Below are 16961 nucleotides of genomic sequence, written 5' to 3'. Positions count from 1 at the left end.
GACAATCACCATGACCAGGATCGCTTTCATCGGTTTGGGTAACATGGGCGGCCCGATGGCCGCCAATCTGGCCAAGGCCGGCTTCGACGTGCACGCCTTCGATCTCAGCCGGGAGGCGCTGGCAAGCGCCAAATCCCACGGCTGCGAAGTCGCCGCCTCGGCGGCAGACGCCGCCCGTGGCGCCGACATCGTGATCTCCATGCTGCCCGCCGGCCAGCACGTGCGCTCGCTGTTCGTCGATGGCGAAACGCCGCTCAAGGAGATCATCGAGCAGGGCGCGCTGGTCATCGACTCCTCTACCATCGATGCCGAAAGCGCCCGGGATGTCGCCGCGGCGCTGGAGAAGAAGGGGATTGGCTTCATCGACGCGCCGGTATCCGGTGGGGTAGGCGGCGCCCAGGCAGGCACGCTGACCTTCATCGTGGGCGGCAGCGAAGCGCAGTTCAAACAGGCCAAGCCTGTGTTGGATGTCATGGGCAAGAACATCTTTCACGCGGGCGAGCACGGCGCGGGGCAGGTGGCCAAGGCGTGCAACAACATGATGCTCGCGATTTTGATGGCCGGCACCTGCGAGGCGATCAACATGGGGGTGAAAAACGGCCTCGACCCCGCGATACTCTCGGAGATCATGAAGCAAAGCTCCGGCGGCAACTGGGCGCTGAACGTCTACAATCCGTACCCTGGCGTGATGGAGAACGCCCCGGCGTCGAACGACTACCAGGGCGGCTTTCTGACCGACCTGATGGTCAAGGATCTGGGGCTGGCCATGGATATCAGCCAGCAAAGCGCCGCGCCGGTACCGATGGGCTCCGCCGCCCGCGCCCTGTTTACGCTGCACAAGGCAAACGGTCACGGCCGGCTCGATTTTTCAAGCCTGATGACGTTCTATCGGGACAAGAAAGATGGAGAGTGAGGGAGGCCTTGCTACTTGCCTTGACGAGCACCAAACTGGATTTTCATAACCCACCAACGAAGGATCGACATGATTACGCTTTGGGGCCGCGACAACTCCACTAACGTCAAAAAAGTGCGCTGGGCGCTCGAAGAGCTCGACATCGCTTACGAGCAGGTTCAGGCCGGGCTTCAGCACGGCGTAAACGATACAGCGGCGTATCAGGCCATGAATCCAAATGCCCTGGTGCCGACGCTCAAGGATGACGCCACCGACAGCGTTCTATGGGAGTCCAATACTATCGTACGCTATCTGGCCGCCCAGTACGGCGAGGGCACGCTTTGGATCGATGAGCCCGCCAAGCGCGCCCAGGCCGAGAAGTGGATGGACTGGGCCAATACGCGGCTCAGCCCGGCGCACCGTGTCATGCTGATGAGCTATGTTCGCACCCCACCCGAAGCCCGCGATCTGCAAAAGCTGGAGGAGGGCACCGCCGCCTGCGAGGAGCTCTTCGCGCTTCTGGACGATGCGCTGGAACGTCAACCCTGGTTCTCCGGCGACGCGTTCGGTCTGGCCGATATCGCCGTCGCGCCGTTCATTTACAACTTGTGGAACTGCGGCCTTACCTGGAATCCGCGCACCCACCTGGAGCGCTGGTACCAATCACTGACCGAGCGGCCGGCGTTTCAGAAAGTGGTGATGATTCCCGTTAGCTAAGTGGCTTGCCCGCGCGAGTACGCGGGCGCCTGGCGAGAGCCTTGGCTAATAACGCGCTTCCAGTTTGGCCAGCGCCTTGTCCAGCGCTTCCAGAACCGGCACCGTCAAGCCGTGCTGCCGAGCGGCCGCGATCAGCGGCCCCAGAATCGCCGCCCGTTCGGTGGGTCGGCCGGCCTCCACATCCTGCAGCATCGACGCCTTGTTATTTGCGGTGCCCTCAATCACGCCCCACACCAGTGCCCGCCAGCTATCCTGCTCATCACGGCCATCCGGTGCCACGATCTTCTCAAGCGCCATGATGGCCGCGACTTCGCGGATCACTGCCTCGACGTCACTGGCATAAGCCGCGCCGCGCAGCTCGCCGTTGCGTATGCCATGGATGGCCACTAATGGATTGATTGCGGCGTTCACCGCCAGCTTCTGCCACAGTCGGCGCCGAATATCGTCGACGGCGGTAGTCGCAAGCCCGGCGCGATCAAGTTGTGCTGCCAGCGCCTGTGCCAAAGCGGTGTGGCGTCCGTTCAGGTCGCCGATGAAGGTGTGCCCACGCCCGGCGTGAACGATACGGTCATTACCGGTGACATACGCGCCTTCCGTTGTGCTGGCACATAGCACCGGGCCGGGCCATCGGTTGGTGAGTTCAGGCTGCGTGAGAAAGCCGTTTTGCCAAAGCACCAGCGGGGTAGTGGCTGGTAGCAGCGCGTGCAACGTCTCAAACGCTGGCTCGACGGCCATGGCTTTGGTGGTGATATGCAGCCACGCGGGGGGCGCAGACGCCCCCTGCGTCAACTGGGCGGGCGTGGCGCAGGTTATCGATTGCGTTCGTCGCTCGCCTTTTGCAGAGTGCAGCGTTTGAAAAAGTGGCAGCGCGCGCCGGCCAATCAGCGTGACCTCGCACGTTGGCGCGAGCGAGTGGGCGAGCAGTCGGCCTATTGCGCCCGGGCCAAGTATCCAGTGTGATGCGTTCATCAAGGGCGACACTTCATTGCGATAGTGCCTTCACCATAGCGCGTTCACTTTCTGCAAACGAGGTCGAACAGCGGACTTTGGTTCGTCTGCCGCTTGGGGGCTTTTGATCGCTACTTCAGGTCGTTGGAGAAACGCTGTATCGCATCCACCACCTGCTGGGCGCCTTCCTGAATTTCTAGAATGACGCTGCCCGCCTGGCTTGCAAGCTCCAGCCCTTGCTCCGCTTCTTCTCGGGTGTTGAGCATCTGCCGCGTGACGTCATCCGACAACCGCTGGTTTTTTTCTACCACGCCGCCGATCTCCACCGTAGCGGCGCTGGTGCTGGCTGCCAATTTTCGTACCGCGTCGGCCACGACCGCGAACCCGCGCCCCTGTTCGCCGGCCCGCGCGGCTTCGATGGCGGCGTTGATCGCCAACAGGTTGGTCTGCACCGCAATGCCGCTGATCGTTTGGACGATGGCGTTTATCTGTACCGACTGCTGGCTCAGCGCTTCGATACTGCCGTTCGCGGCCTGCATTTCCTCCGCAATTTGGCGCATGGTGTCGACGGTCTGCTGCACGACGTTCGCGCCTTTCTTTGCGCTGATATCGGTTTGTTGTGATACTTCAAACGCCAGGGTGGCGCCTTCGCGTACCAGGGTTTCTCGCGCCACCTGGTCGGTGACGACGCTTGCAAACTTCACCACTTTACAGAGATGGCCATCGGCGTTGTAAACCGGGTTATAGCTGGCTTCCAGCCAAACTTCATTGCCTCGGCTATCGAGCCGTTTAAAGCGGTCCGACACGTATTCACCGCTATTGAGCTTTTGCCAGAAGCCGGCGTACTCCGGCGATTCCACTACGTCCCTGGGACAGAACATGCGGTGGTGGCGGCCGGCGATGTTTTCCAGCCGGTAGCCCGTTGCCTGCAAAAACTGCTCGTTGGCAGTAATGATGGTGCCATCGAGGTTGAACTGGATCACGGCGGTGGAGCGAAGCAGCGCCGCAATGAACGACTCACTCTCCTTGGCCCCTTCGACTTTCTGAGTGACCTCGCGCCCGTAGCCCTGAACGAAAGAGAGCTTGCCGCTTCTTTTACGTATCGGCAGCCAGTCGATATTCAGCCAGACGAGCGAACCGTCGGCATGCAGGTAGCGGTAGTTGTCATTGACGGGGTCGAACGCGGCGATGGCCTGATTAAAGGCTCGAAAGCAGGGTAGCTCCGTCACGTACGTCGGAAGAAAGTCTTTTAACGGTTTGCCTAACAACTGCTCGCGCTTGTAACCCAGCGCACTGGCAAAGCCTTGATTAAGCGCTGAAATACGCAGGTCAGCGTCCAGCGTGATGGACAGCATTCCCCGCTCCATCTGGTTCTGGATCTGACGAAGCGTTGCGACTCCTCCACGCTGAGTTTTTGGTTTTTTCTTGAGGCGAAGGTTAAACATCAGCAAACTCCGGATAGCGATATCGCTAGCTATCGGCAGATCTGCCCGCCCCTTGAGCGTTAGCTTCTTCAACGCAATGCTGTATTGGACAGATTTTTTATTCGGTGAACGCGTCCCGCTAATTAAGTGCTCATATGATCCAATCGCGTATGCAAAAAACACAGAGCTTTTTCATGCCCGCCATACCTTTGCTCCTTATCGCTCTATTCTTTCTTATCGGCGGTATCGCTCACTTCGCCCTGACCGATTTCTTCATTCTGGCCATGCCGGACTATCTGGGTTTTCACCGGGAGCTGGTGCTCATCAGCGGTGTCTTCGAGCTGTTGGGCGCCGTGGGTATTCTGGTTCCATCGACTCGAAAGCTGGCGGGCTGGGGGCTGATAGCGCTGATGGTGGCCGTGTTTCCGGCCAATGTGCATATGGCGCTTCATCCCGAGGCGTTTCCCTCCATTCCCGTGTGGCTTCTTTATGCTCGCTTGCCGCTTCAGGCGCTGCTGATCGCGTTCGTCTGGTGGGCCATTCATCGCAAAGCGCCCCGCTGAGAAATGCGATCAGGGTCGCGCGTTGGGCTTTGAAGTGGGGGAAAGCCTTGAAGGTATTGTGCACGTGCCAACGATATCCCGACGAACTTCATCGTCATGAATGTGCTCCCTGTCGTGGCTGCAAGTCCCGCGCCGTGCGGGTGCGCTCGACGCACCTGCCCAATGAGCTATCCTGCTGATTTTACCTTTAGGAAGAGTTGAGCGATGACCCACGCCACCATATCGCAGCAAGGTACCCTTCACTGCTTCCCCGCCGGGCTTCGCGACGAGCAGGGAGCGCTTGTCAATGTGGAAGTGTCTGCCGTGCTTTTTGACGGCCAACGCATGATTCTGGCCAGCGACAAACCGATTCCCGGCGAGACGCGCTCGGCGGTGTTCTCCGTTGCCATGACCGACAATGGCCCGGACGATAGCCAGCTCGAGTACTTTACCGCGCCGCTGATCAAGCGTGCGATCAAGTACGAGGACATGTCGCTGACCGCCGACGGCCGACATGTGCTGGCCACCACGGGGTTCGATCGTATCGACGGCGAAAGCCACGACCTGAACGACTATAACCACCTGTTGATCTGGCCACTGGGCCAGCCGGAAAAAGTGCAGGCGGTGGACCCGGACCCGCGCGACGGGGTCGAAGGCTCGCTCGAGCTTCGCCTTAAATTGAACGACGCCATCGGCTTTCCCTACTACAAGATCGAAGGGCTCGCGGCAGTGCCCGGTGAACAGGATGAGGGTCTTCTGCTGTTCGGCATTCGCGAGCAGGGGCAGGCCTTCGATGACTTTCGCTACGTGAGCCGCATCGTTGGTGCCCACTACCGAATCGATGAAAACGCCAATCTGGTGTTCACCGATAACATGCGCGAATACTACGCTTTCGAGCCAGGTCAACACCCGGCGGTCCGCTTCGATTGCGGTCTTTCGAGCCTGGAGTACGACCCCTACCACCAGCGGCTTTTTCTGCTGAACAGTTTCGAAGTGGTAGAGCAGGGCCAGGAGCGCATTGGCGGCTATCTGTGGAGCGTGAGCCTCGAGGAGTTCTACGCGGGCAAGCCCCCGACACTGGTGACAACGCCTTCCGGCGAGGCGCTTGAGTTCGAGCACAAGGCCGAGGGGCTCGCGGTGCTGGACCGTGATCGACTGTTCGTCGCCTACGACAACGATCGCCACTTGGGGCTGGGAAGCGTCGATGAGCGCGATGAACGCCACGCCTGCGAAGCCCCCTACACCATGCTGCAACTCACGTGAGGTGTCGCATCCGCTGGTCTGGGAAGTGCGTTTTAGGCGCGCCGCTGCTGGCAATTGTGGTGCTACTGGCCGGCTGCGATGAAACGCCGACCGGACGCTCGCGGCTGGCGCTGGTACCGCAGACCCTGATGGCGCAGATGGGGCAGGACTCTTTCGAGCAGCTGCAAAAAACCAATCGCTTGAGCCAGAACGAGTCGGCCAATCGGCTCGTGCAGTGCGTAGCGCGCCACGTCGTGGCGGGCGCCGAAGCCAGCTACCCCGATCTCGTGTTTCCCGACCGCTGGGAGGTCGTGGTGTTCGAGGAGGCCTCGCCCAACGCCTTCGCGCTGCCCGGCGGACGTATCGGCGTGCACAGCGGTTTGCTCAACGTGGCCGAGACGCCGAGCCAGCTGGCCACCGTCATCGCTCACGAGGTCGCCCACGTGCTGGCCGATCACGGCAACGAGCGTTTGACGCAGGAGCTGGGTATCAAGGCGGGGCTTTTGGTGGTGGGCATGCTCGGGGAAGGGGAGCTGGGTCAGCAGCAGCTCATGCAGGCGCTGGGCATCGGGGCCCAGCTCGGAATTACGCTGCCGTTTAGCCGCACGCACGAGCAAGAGGCCGACCGCATGGGGCTGATCATCATGGCTCGTGCCGGGTTCGACCCGAGTGAAAGCGTTGCGCTTTGGCGTAACATGGCTAGAGCCGGTGGCGACCAGCCGCCGGAGCTTCTTTCCACGCACCCGGCACACCAATCACGTATTAGCGCGCTGGAGCAACAGCAGGAAGCGACCCAACGCGTTTACCGGTCGGTAACCCACGCCCAGTGCCCAGGTTAAGGCACGTATCGGCCAGCCGGGCGCTCGGCGCTGGCGAAGCCGCGTGAGTGCGTTACGCTGAAAGCAGCGCGGCTTGGCGTTCGCTGTAACGCCGGTTCGGGCCGCTCGAATGCCCACTATAGATTCAGTCAGAAGGTGCCAGGATGGCCAACGATTCCCACCCCAATAGTCACACACCCAGTGCCGCGCCGCTTCGCTCCGTCGCCTGTGGCTCGCATCAGCTATTGATGGCCGCGGTCGAGCGCGACAGCGGCTGTCTGGAAACCGGGCGGTATCTGATCAGTTTTCGCGACGGAATGCTCGATGAGGGCATCGAAGCGCTAAAAGCGTGCCAGTTCAGGGTAGCGGATGCCCGGGACTTCGACGGTCAGGCAGTCAATCTGGAAGAGGCCGGCGACGCCGAAGCGATGATCTTCCCGGAACTTGGCGTGGTATTGATCGGCGGTGATGCGTTGGAAAGTCGCGGTATGAGTATTCATGACGACGCCTTTAAATGCCCTGCCATCGAGATCATCGAGCCCGAGTACTTCGCCTTTGCGGAGAACTCCGAGTACCTGCGCGGTTTCCTGAGTGCCGCCAACGCCATCGCGCGAGACCTGGGCGGAGATCGATCCGAGTGCGATGAGGACGCCCCGATCAACAACGATATTACCTGGGGGCTTGCGCGCTGTAAGGTGGCCCAAAGCCGATTCACCGGGGCGGGCATCAAGGTGGCGGTGTTGGACTCCGGCATGGATCTGAATCATCCGGATTTCACTGGCCGTGCGGTCGAAAGCCGCTCGTTTGTCGGTGAGCCGGTGCAGGACATGAACGGTCATGGTACCCACTGTATCGGCACCGCGACGGGCCCGCGAAACGCCGCGGGCAAAACGCCGGGCTATGGCGTGGCGTTCGAGGCGGCCATTTTCGCGGGCAAGGTGCTGACCAACGCCGGCGGCAGCACCGGCGGCAGCGTACTGGCCGGCATGAACTGGGCGGTGGCGAATCGCTGCGAGGTGATTTCGATGTCGCTGGGTAGCCAAAGCCCGGTACAGACGGCCTACACCCGGGCAGGCGCGGCGGCGCTCGAAAAAGGGTGTCTGGTGATCGCGGCATCCGGCAACGACAATGCCCCGACCGGGGCGCCGGCAAATTCGCCGACCATCTTCTCGGTCGGCTCGCTCGACCCAAACCTTGCGCGCTCGAACTTTTCCAACGTGGGCAAGGTCGAGATCGCCGCCCCCGGGCGTGATGTGTTTTCCGCCTGGCCGCGGCCGGTCAATTACAAGAGCATCAGTGGCACCAGCATGGCCACGCCCCACGTGGCCGGTTGCGCCGCCCTCTGGGCGCAGTCGGACGCCTTGCTGCGCGGCGCGAGCCTGTGGCAGCGGCTTATAGCGTCGGCCCAATCGCTGCCTCTAAGCGAGGAGCAGGTCGGTGCCGGGCTGGTTCAGGCGCCTTGAATCATGGCCACCGCCGGTGCAAGGCGCCTGAATAACAGCGCCTTGCGCCGGCCATCAACGGAGAGTCATCGTGGCAAGAATCGAGCTTTGGATCGTCACCGTTGCCAGCGGCTGCTCGATCGGTGAACTCGCCGACCGGCTTGGCCGAGAAGGCTTGGCCGTGCGCGAGCTGATGGAGGAGATCGGCTGTATTACCGGGGAGGCCGATAGCGCCACCGCCGAGCGCCTCAGACACATCGATGGCGTGGAGGATATCGCCCCCGATATTCCTTTCGATCTCGGCTCAATGGATGCCGACACCCGCCGGTAGGCCACTCTATACAAGGACATTCAGAATGACTCACGATTGGCTCGCCTTTGCCAAGTCGCTTCGTTCCATCGCCCAAACAGGCCAGACCTACACGACCAACAAGTACGAGCTCGAGCGCTACCGCCAGCTCGAAACGCTGACCAATCAAATGTTCGCGGTGCTGGGCGACGTACCCGTGGAGAAGATCGAAAACCTGATCATTCCGGACAAGGGCTACGCCACGCCCAAGGTGGATGTGCGCGGCGCAGTGTTCGATGAGCACGGCCGGGTGCTGTTGGTGCGGGAGATCAAGGATGGCCTTTGGACGCTGCCCGGCGGCTGGGCGGACATCAACGAAAGCCCCAGTGAAGGCGTATTGAAGGAGATTTTTGAGGAGTCCGGCTACCGGGCAAGCCATCCGCGACTCGCCATGCTCAAGGACCGGAGCCTTCACCCGTACGCCTACTACTCGCCGGACCACATCTACAAGCTGTTTTACGTTTGCACGCTGGAAGGCGGCGCGTTCGTGGCCAACAACGAAACCGACGCCGCGGACTTTTTCGCCCTCGACGATCTGCCGCCGCTCTCCGAAGGCCGCACGCTGCCCATCGATATTCACGAGTGCTGGGCTTTTGCGGCCTCCAACGCGCCGGGGATCTATAGCGATTAAGCGCTGCGACCGCGCCAGCGCTTTTTTTTATGACCGCCTTTGATCGGCCTGAACGTTACCGCTACGCCGGTTGCCCAGAGCGCGGTCTTGTTCAGGGCGCTAAACGGTGGCTTTCTTGAACGCCATCTTCGTTTGGGCCTCGCCCAAATCCCAGAATAGCCCCGCCGCCATGACAAGCCCTTCCCGAACGATGCTTTCCAGCAGGTGCTCGTTCGGGGCGTGCTGATTGCACGCCGGGTAGGAGTGGGGCAGCCAGACCGTGGGAAGGCCCAGCACGTCGGAAAAGCAGTGATTGGGGATCGTGCCGCCCAGATTGGGTAGAATGTGAACCTGGCCGTCGAGGCTTTGCTCGGCGGATGCGGCGACAAAGCCGACCCATGGGTGGCTCGGGTCCAGGCGGGTCGCGGCGTAGCCGCCCAGCATCTCGAGGGCGATCTCCTCGAAGCCCAGGCGGTCCAGATGCTGTCGCAGGTTGGTCTCGGCGGCCTGCCAATCGGTGCCTTTGACAAAGCGAAGCTGAAGCACGGCCTCGGCGCGCTCAGGTACCGCGCCGACGGGCTTGTCGGTGCGCCCGGCGCTAAGCCCCAGAATTTCGAGCGTGTTGGCACCATAAAGCCGCTCGCCGTCGGTGAGTGATGCCTCCCCCCAGGCCGGGTTGATGGTCGGGTCCAGGGCGCCCCCGCCCACCGGCAAGTCGCGAATCAGCCGCGCGACGTCTTCACTGATCGCCGGGGCCTTGAGAAAGTCGACCAGCACTTCGCCGTGCTGGGAGACGAGCGTGGCCAGAGCGTTACTCAGTACCGCCGCCGGGTTAGTGATCACGCCGCCCCAATTGCCGGAATGGCGCCCGCCGTTTCCGGTATCAAGCGTCAGCTTGAGCTGCAGCACCCCGCGAGAGCCGAGAAACAGGGTGGGCATGTCGTCACGAATGCGCGGGCCGTCAGAGGCGAGAAACAGATCCGATGACAGCGCGTCGCGGTAGAGCCGGCAGGTCTCTTCGAGCCCGGGTGAGCCGATCTCTTCGCTCATTTCGAACAGCATCTTGACGTTGTAGCCAAGCGTGCCGCCGCGCGCCTCGATCACTGCTTCTAGGGCGGCGAGGTTAACGCTATGCTGACCCTTGTTGTCCGCGGTGCCGCGCCCGTACACGCGGCCATCGATGAAGGTGAGCGTCCAGGGGTCGATACCGTCACTCCAGGTACTCTCCTGGCCATCGGTGACATCGCCGTGGCCGTAAAGCAGCAGTGTAGGCAACGACACATCCTCGATACGCTCACCGATCAAAAGCGGCGGCAGGCCCTCTTTTGGGTTGGGGATGCGCCGGCAGGTGAAGCCAAGCCGGCCCAACAGCGGCTCGATTTCATCGTCCAGGTACGCCGACAGCGTTGCTCTGCACTCCGCGTCCTGGCTCACCGTGCGCAGGGCAACGCGGCGTGCCAATGTGTCGTAAAACTCGCCGCTGGAGAGCGTTTCAAGCGCCAGGTCGATGGCGTGTTGTCGGTTGGCGTGCGCGGTTGCGGTCGCGGTCGTCATGAAGCCCTCGTCGTGCGGTTAAAGTGAATGGTTTGAGCGTATCGTTTGCCCTGATTTGCGGCAATCAATAAAATATCAATTGAGCTTTCTATTTTTTGCAAACAAAGAGCGCCGGTCTGGCGCGCTTTCTACTGCGACTGCCTTGCAACGGGACACCCGAGGATCGCCATGCAGGAACTCAACTTGCGGTACTTTCAAAGTGTGGCGAGAACCGGCTCGCTGTCGGCGGCGGCGGGGGAGCTTCACGTGGCGGTGTCGGCGGTCAGCCGTCAAATCACCAATCTGGAGCAGCGTCTGGAGCTCAAGCTGTTCAACCGTCAGCCGCGGGGTATGGTGCTGACCGAGGCGGGCAGACTGCTTCAGGCCTATGCGCTTCGCAACCAGCTGGAGCTCGACAGCGTGGTCGAGCAGATGCGCGGGGCAACGGCCCGGCAGCGCCAGACCATCCGCGTGGCCTGCCCGGACGGCATGGCCTGGCACTGTCTGCCCAGCGTCATTGCCCGCTTTGTTATCGATCATCCGGAAATCGGTTTCGATATCGAGGTCGTCGAGTCCGCTCGTGCCTCTGAGCTCGTCAAACAGGGTAGCGTTGATATCGCGCTGACGTTCAGCCTGTCGGTGGATATCGGCGTGCAGGTGGTGTCGAGCTACAGCGCCGCGATCGGCGCACTGATGAGAAGCGATCACCCGCTGGCGGTTGTTGAGGCGCTGGAGATGAAGGATCTAGCCGACTACCCTCTGACCGTGTCGGACACCGGGTCGACGGTGCGTTATCTGTTCGACGTGGCGTGCAGCCTCTCCGGTGTAACGCTTCACCCGCGCATCACCTGTAACACGTTGGGCGTGACGTACACCGCGGTCAGCGAGCATTCGAACATGGTGGGTCTTTGCAGCGCGATGTCGGTCAGTGGGCGCGTGCAACAGGCAGGGCTTGTTCACATTCCGTTCAAGGAGCCTCAACTGGCCCAGCGCAGCCTGCAGGTGCAGGTGATGGCGGATCGCCTTTTGCCCGAGCACACCGAACGGTTTTTGGACGCGCTCAGCGCAGCGCTGAGCGAGGCAGAAAAAACCGCCTTCGCCGGAAAGGGCGAAGGCGGTAAGTGATCAAAGCCCTCAAGCCCTAGAAAGGACCGTAGTTGATCGCCACGGCCACGCCGACGAAGAGCGCACCGGTGACGATCCAGAGCAGCACCAGCGGCAGCACGAACCTGAACCACTCCACGTACGAGACCCGGGCGATGGCCAGACACGCCATCAGCGTACCGGAAAGCGGGGTAACGATATTGGTCACCGCATCGCCGAGCTTGAAGGTGATGAAGGTGGCCTGGCGCGTCACTTCGAGCATGTCCCCGATCGGCACCATGATCGGCATGACGATGGCTGCCTGACCGGTACCCGAGGTAATCAGCCCGTTGAACAGCAGGTTGAAGCCGTACAGAAGTTCCATGGCCATTACCTTGCCGTGGCCATCGAGCGAGGTGGCCACGCTGTGCACGATGGTATCGATCAGCTGTGCCTGGCGCAGCAGCACGATCACCGCGGCTGCCACGCCGACCACCAGCGCCCCGTAAAGTACATCACCCGCGCCACTCATCAGCCGCTTGATGAAGTCGTTGGGCGAAATTCTCGCGATGCAGGCCGTCGCCACGCCCATCATCAAAAAAGTGGCGGAGAGCTGCGGTATGCTCCAGCCGTAGTTGAACGCGCCAAAGATAAAGAGCCCGAAACCAAAGACGAACAGTCCAAGCACCAGCTTGTGGGTCAGGGTAAAGGCCGTGATCTCGTCCGGCTCTCGGCCAGCCTGAGCATCTGCGAAGGCCTCGGCTCCCATGACGCTGGCCGTCGGATCCTGCTTGATGCGTTTAGCGTAGCGGCAGATGTAAGCGGCGGTGATTCCCAAAAACACCACAAAGATGGCGCCGCGGTAGACAAAGCCGGAAAACAGCGGAAGCTCGGCGATGGTTTGCCCGGTCACCGTCACGGTGGGGTCGAACACGCCTGCGCCAAAGCCCGCGTAGGAGCCCAAAAAGATGATGGCGACGCCCACCACCGGGTCGAGCTTCATCGAACGCGCCAAAAAGAGCCCGATGGGAATGAACGCGATCGCCAGGTTCGCGCCCACGCCCACCGAGGCGAGCGTGGCGAACGTGCCACAAAAGATCCAGATCAGCACGTTCTGGCGGCCTTTGGCCATCGCGATCAAACGGTGAATACCGGCGCTGATCGCCCCGGTGGTTTCGATGACCTTGAGCACGCCGCCCACGATCAAAATCAGAAATACCAGCGTCGACGCCGCCACCAGCCCGTTGTGCATGGCGGTAAAAAGGTCCATTACGCTGAGCGAATCCCCGGTGATATAGCGAAAGCTCTCGGTATCGACCTGGGTCAGCCCGTTTTCGACCGTTCGTTCGTAGGTGCCGGCGGGCACGATGTAGGACGCGATCAGTACCAGCACCATGAAACCGAACAGGATAATGAATACATCCGGCATGGCGCGCTTTTTCTTCACCGGCTGCGCGTCCGCCTCGATAGAATTCGGCGTCTCTTTCATCGTTCTCTCCGCTTTGAGCGTTATGGTTTTAGTGAGAAAGCGTGCGGGTGGGGTTTGTCATCACTAGCGGCAGGCGGGCGCGGCAACGTTTAAAACGAGCTCGCGATCAACAAGAGGCGGCGGCCGCTTTTAGTGACGTTACCCGGCGGCCCGTGCAAACAGCGGAAAACCCTTCAGGTCGTTATCGAAATCAAACTACCAGGGAAGCCAAACGGCGGCAATTGTGTATTTATCAAAGCGCCTTTCTGTTTTGAGCAAGCTAATGGCGCCCGTCGGATGAGCGCCGCTGATTTTTTATTGAAACAATAATCATTATTAAATTAAGCTCGACGGCTTTTTAAACCGTTTTTTTAACCCCTGTTCTTTTAAACCCTATAGAAGGAGCGCGGCATGGCCGTTAGTTCGAAAGCGCTGGTGATCGTGGGCGCCGTGGTCGTGGTGGGCGCGGGGGGCTATCTCGGCGCTCAGGCGATCGTGGGCAATGAAGTGGAAAAATCGCTGAACCAGGCGTTCGAGCGTATCGACGCCTCGCCTGGCTGGCGCGTCACGGACATCGAGATCGACCGCTCGCTTTTCGAAACCAACGCGCGTGCCACGCTCGGCGCCGTCGGTTTCGAAGACGCCACCGCCGCGCTCGATCTGCACGTGGATCACGGTGTGCTCAAAAGCCCGGTGACCGGCACTCTGCACCCGAATGAGGCACTTTTCGAAGGCGATATCGACATCGATATGGTCGCCTCCTGGAGCGGGGCCGAAGGCCAGCTCACCGCCGATACGCTGGGCTTCAAGGAGTTCGACGGCGAGGCCACCGGCGTGGTCATGGCGCTCGATATCGAGGACGACACACGCTGGCACGTCGATACGCGCATCGAGGCACTCGGGTTTACCTACGTCGATGGCTCGGTCGTGCGCCTCACCACGCCGCGTTTCGAAATGGATACCCGCGGCGATGAAGGCAGCGAGGTGGTGCAGCGACTCGAGCTTCCCCGCGCAGAAATTGCGACCCAAGGGCTCAACATCTATTTGGACGACGTCGTGTTTGATGCCCTGACGCAGCCCTCCGCCGAACTCGACGACAACCCCCGGCGGGTCGATCAAGCCGGCACCTTCAAAGTGGCAGATGTCGGCGTTGACGGGACATCGATGGGCAGCCTATCGATGGAGATCGCCGCCGAGCGCTGGGACATGCAAGCGTTTCAGGACTATAACGAAGCTTTTGCCATGCTGAGTGCCCAGAACTATCGTCGCGAGCGAGACCCGGCAAGCTTCGACGAGGCGCGCTACCGCGAGTCGCTGACTCAAGCAATCGACAACGGCTACACGGTGTTGGCCAGCAGCCCCGCAGTCAGTATCGACCCGCTGGAGGCCCATATCGTCGTGCCGGCGCTTAATCTCGATTTTAAACCGCAGCTGAAGATCGACATGGGCTTCGACGGTGAGAATCTCTCGAGAGAGGCGCTTTTTAGTCTCGCCCGCCATACCGATACGCCGGCACGCGAGCTCATCACACCTCAAAATGCCCCCATGAGCGAAGCCCAGGCCAACGCCTACTTAAGTGAGCGCGTCCATTTCGAGGCCAGCATGGTCACCCCGCCGGAAGCGGTGATGGATGAGCTTCCGCTGATGGCACGCTTTTTGATCGACGCCGAGCGTGAGCAACAAACGCTCAAGTGGGAGCAGGGCCAACTGACCCTCAACGGGGAGACGCTGTTTTAGGGGGGCCATTCCCGCCGCTGTTTACCCCGTTGGCCCCCGCTGCGATGAGACCTGTATCGCCGGTGGGGGGCATCGTGCCCAAGTCCTTTAGCGTTGAGCTCGGCGACCTTTTTATACCGTTATCTTAGGTTGGCTAAAAAACACTAGCCAACTTGATGGAATATTCAGAAAATCGAGTTTTATTTAGCGTCAGAAATCGGTATCAGGATTTACGGGTCGTCTTTCTGGCGGTGGTGCTTTTACGCCGAGGCGTACTTTTCGATCCCGTGCCGCTCTTTCGCGTTCTTGTCGTGCGTTTTACCGGGGCGGCGGTTTCGCCCTGGGCCGTTTGCAGGCTCGAACGCAGCCGGCCAGCGTCGCTTTGCTTCAAGAGCCCGTGCAGGTCTTCGATCAGCGCCTGTTGAAAGGCGGGGGCGCTGTCGCTTTGCTCGGCGATGGCGCTTAGCCGCTGCTCCCAAAGCGCGGTGCGCTCCGGTGTGCTCACCGCGTTGGGTAGGGCGCTGATCAGCGCGGTGCCCAAGCGGGTTGCGCGCAGTGCCTTTTGCTTGCGCACGAGATAGCCGCGCTGCACCAGCGTTTCGATGATGCCGGCGCGGGTCGCCTCGGTGCCCAGGCCATCGGTGTCGCGAAGCGTGCGGCGCACCTCAGGATCCTCCACGTAGCGCCCGATATTCATCATTGCCTTGATCAGGCTGGCGTCCGTAAAAGGCTCCGGCGGGCGAGTCTCTTTCTCCTCCACGCCGGCATTCAGCGCCCGGCAGGGCTCGTTTTGGATCAGCGGCGGCAGCGGCGGCGCGTCCTCTTTGGTGGTGAATAGCGGCTTCCAGCCGGGGGCGAGCACGCTCTGACCCCGGGCGCGAAAGGTCTCGTTCAAGAGGTGAAACTCCGCCTTGACCTCGAAGGTTCTCAGCACCGGATAAAATTGCGCCATCACGTTGCGCACGATCAGGCGAAACACCTGGCCGTCGATGTTGGAAAGCGCCGAGAAGTCGGCGGGCTTGCCCGTTGGGGCCAGGGCGTGGTGAGCGCCGACCTGCTTGTCGTTCCAGGCTTTCGAGCGCAGCGAAAAATCCGCGCCGGCAAGCCACCCGGCGAGCGTTTCATCGTTTCGACAGGCACCCGCCAAGCTCTTTTGAGCGAGCGGCAGATGCTCTTCGGGCAGGTAGCGACAGTCCGAGCGCGGGTAGGTGATCAGTTTGTGCTGCTCGTAAAGGCGCTGGCACACGTCGAGCACCGTCTGCGCGGAGAGCCCAAAGCGGCGCGCGGCGTCAACCTGAAGGGCCGAGAGCGAGTAGGGCAGCGGCGCGTTCTGGCGCTTCTCGCTTTGTTCGAGTTTGGCAAGCCGGCCCTCGGCGCCGGGGAGTTTTGCTGCCAGCGTATCCGCCGGGGCGCGCTCGAGTAGCCGGCCCTGGTCGTCCAGCGGTTGGCGCTCGCCGGGTACCCACCAGGCACGAAGCTGGCCTTGTGCCACCTGGAGATCCACCCAGAGCGGGTAGAACGGGTAGGGCGCAAAGTCGCGAATGGCGTTGTCGCGGCGCACGATCAGCCCGAGCACCGGCGTCTGTACACGGCCCACGGAAAGCACGCCGTTGTGACCTGCCTGACGGCCGGTGAGCGTCCAGGCGCGGGTCAGGTTGATCCCGTAAAGCCAGTCCGCCCGGGAGCGTGCCTGGGCAGCCTGAAAGAGCGGCTGGAACTCGGCGTTGCTCTTGAGTCTCGAGAGCGCGCGAGCCACCGCCGGGCGGTTCAGGTCGCTGATTAAAAGGCGCGATACCGGCCCGCGGTAGTTCAGGTACTCGATCACCTCCTGCACCAGAAGCTGGCCTTCGCGGTCCGGATCGCCGGCGTGCACGACTTCGCTTGCCTGCTTGATCAGCTTGCGGATCACGGCGAGCTGGCCGCGGGCCTTGGCGCGCGGCGCCAGTTTCCAGGTGCCAGGGACGATCGGCAGCCGGTCCAGGCGCCACTGCTTGTCGGCGGGGTCATACACTTCTGGGGCGGCCTGCTCGAGAAGATGGCCCAAACACCAGGTCACGGTGGTGTCGCCGCAGGCGATGGCGCCGTCCAGGCGCTGGCCACTGCCCGGCAGTGCATCGGCGATGGCCCGGGCCAGGCTGGGTTTTTCGGCGATAATCAAGCGCATGCCGGCGTTACCT

General features: G+C 61.6%; 15 protein-coding genes. 10 read left to right on the top strand and 5 right to left on the bottom strand.

Translation table 11 applies throughout. The annotated features are described in order from the left end of the window. Window positions 1-10 precede the first annotated feature (10 nt). Together mmsB and RN346_RS08910 are read left to right on the top strand one after the other, a co-directional pair. The gene (gene mmsB / locus RN346_RS08915) at window positions 11-913 is read left to right on the top strand and encodes a 3-hydroxyisobutyrate dehydrogenase (RefSeq protein WP_311960926.1); all 903 of its coding nucleotides are present in this window, start codon (window positions 11-13) and stop codon (window positions 911-913) included. 69 nt (window positions 914-982) lie between these two features. After that, a complete protein-coding gene (locus tag RN346_RS08910; protein ID WP_263587144.1) occupies window positions 983-1609 on the top strand; it encodes a glutathione S-transferase family protein in 627 nt (208 codons plus the stop codon). A 45-nt stretch (window positions 1610-1654) separates the two neighbouring features. On the opposite strand, the gene RN346_RS08905 is transcribed toward RN346_RS08910, so the two are convergent. Next, window positions 1655-2578: a 2-dehydropantoate 2-reductase gene (locus tag RN346_RS08905; protein ID WP_311960925.1), complete on the bottom strand. Its 924-nt coding sequence runs from the start codon at window positions 2576-2578 to the stop codon at window positions 1655-1657. Window positions 2579-2688: 110 nt separating this feature from the next. Then, on the bottom strand, window positions 2689-4074 hold the full coding sequence (locus tag RN346_RS08900) for a PAS domain-containing methyl-accepting chemotaxis protein (protein WP_311960924.1): 1386 nt from the start codon (window positions 4072-4074) through the stop codon (window positions 2689-2691). A gap of 101 nt (window positions 4075-4175) precedes the next feature. Here RN346_RS08900 and RN346_RS08895 point away from each other — a divergent pair, with 101 nt between their 5' ends. The 6 genes from RN346_RS08895 to RN346_RS08870 all read left to right on the top strand — a co-directional run bounded on the left by RN346_RS08895 (window position 4176) and on the right by RN346_RS08870 (window position 9005). Further along, window positions 4176-4544 carry a DoxX family protein gene (locus RN346_RS08895; protein WP_311960923.1) on the top strand — a complete coding sequence of 123 codons (369 nt, stop codon included), beginning with the start codon at window positions 4176-4178 and terminating at the stop codon, window positions 4542-4544. Between the two features lie 204 nt (window positions 4545-4748). Continuing rightward, window positions 4749-5786 (top strand): hypothetical protein, encoded by a 1038-nt coding sequence (locus tag RN346_RS08890; RefSeq protein WP_311960922.1) that lies wholly within the window; start codon window positions 4749-4751, stop codon window positions 5784-5786. A 44-nt stretch (window positions 5787-5830) separates the two neighbouring features. Next, window positions 5831-6604 carry a M48 family metallopeptidase gene (locus tag RN346_RS08885; RefSeq protein ID WP_409335799.1) on the top strand — a complete coding sequence of 258 codons (774 nt, stop codon included), beginning with the start codon at window positions 5831-5833 and terminating at the stop codon, window positions 6602-6604. 143 nt (window positions 6605-6747) lie between these two features. Continuing rightward, a complete protein-coding gene (locus tag RN346_RS08880; protein ID WP_311960921.1) occupies window positions 6748-8046 on the top strand; it encodes a S8 family serine peptidase in 1299 nt (432 codons plus the stop codon). A gap of 70 nt (window positions 8047-8116) precedes the next feature. Beyond that, on the top strand, window positions 8117-8356 hold the full coding sequence (locus tag RN346_RS08875) for a hypothetical protein (protein ID WP_311960920.1): 240 nt from the start codon (window positions 8117-8119) through the stop codon (window positions 8354-8356). Between the two features lie 25 nt (window positions 8357-8381). Beyond that, complete coding sequence (locus RN346_RS08870) at window positions 8382-9005, top strand: NUDIX hydrolase (protein WP_311957933.1); 624 nt, start codon at window positions 8382-8384, stop codon at window positions 9003-9005. A gap of 99 nt (window positions 9006-9104) precedes the next feature. On the opposite strand, the gene RN346_RS08865 is transcribed toward RN346_RS08870, so the two are convergent. Then, window positions 9105-10538, bottom strand: a complete 1434-nt coding sequence (locus tag RN346_RS08865; RefSeq protein ID WP_311960919.1) for a M20 family metallopeptidase — start codon at window positions 10536-10538, stop codon at window positions 9105-9107. A 168-nt stretch (window positions 10539-10706) separates the two neighbouring features. On the opposite strand from RN346_RS08865, the gene RN346_RS08860 reads away from it, so the two are divergent. Beyond that, complete coding sequence (locus tag RN346_RS08860) at window positions 10707-11642, top strand: LysR family transcriptional regulator (RefSeq protein ID WP_311960918.1); 936 nt, start codon at window positions 10707-10709, stop codon at window positions 11640-11642. A gap of 16 nt (window positions 11643-11658) precedes the next feature. Here RN346_RS08860 and RN346_RS08855 read toward each other — a convergent pair whose 3' ends face one another. Continuing rightward, window positions 11659-13089, bottom strand: a complete 1431-nt coding sequence (locus RN346_RS08855) for a YfcC family protein (RefSeq protein ID WP_311960917.1) — start codon at window positions 13087-13089, stop codon at window positions 11659-11661. 390 nt (window positions 13090-13479) lie between these two features. Between RN346_RS08855 and RN346_RS08850 the strand changes: the two genes are divergently transcribed. Next, on the top strand, window positions 13480-14805 hold the full coding sequence (locus tag RN346_RS08850; RefSeq protein ID WP_311960916.1) for a DUF945 family protein: 1326 nt from the start codon (window positions 13480-13482) through the stop codon (window positions 14803-14805). A 202-nt stretch (window positions 14806-15007) separates the two neighbouring features. On the opposite strand, the gene RN346_RS08845 is transcribed toward RN346_RS08850, so the two are convergent. After that, window positions 15008-16948 carry a DNA topoisomerase III gene (locus RN346_RS08845; RefSeq protein WP_311960915.1) on the bottom strand — a complete coding sequence of 647 codons (1941 nt, stop codon included), beginning with the start codon at window positions 16946-16948 and terminating at the stop codon, window positions 15008-15010. Between the last annotated feature and the right edge of the window lie 13 nt (window positions 16949-16961).

Origin of the sequence: Halomonas sp. PAMB 3232 (assembly GCF_031954225.1) — a bacterium.
Taxonomy (GTDB): domain Bacteria; phylum Pseudomonadota; class Gammaproteobacteria; order Pseudomonadales; family Halomonadaceae; genus Vreelandella.
This window is presented reverse-complemented; position numbering and strand designations above follow the sequence as displayed.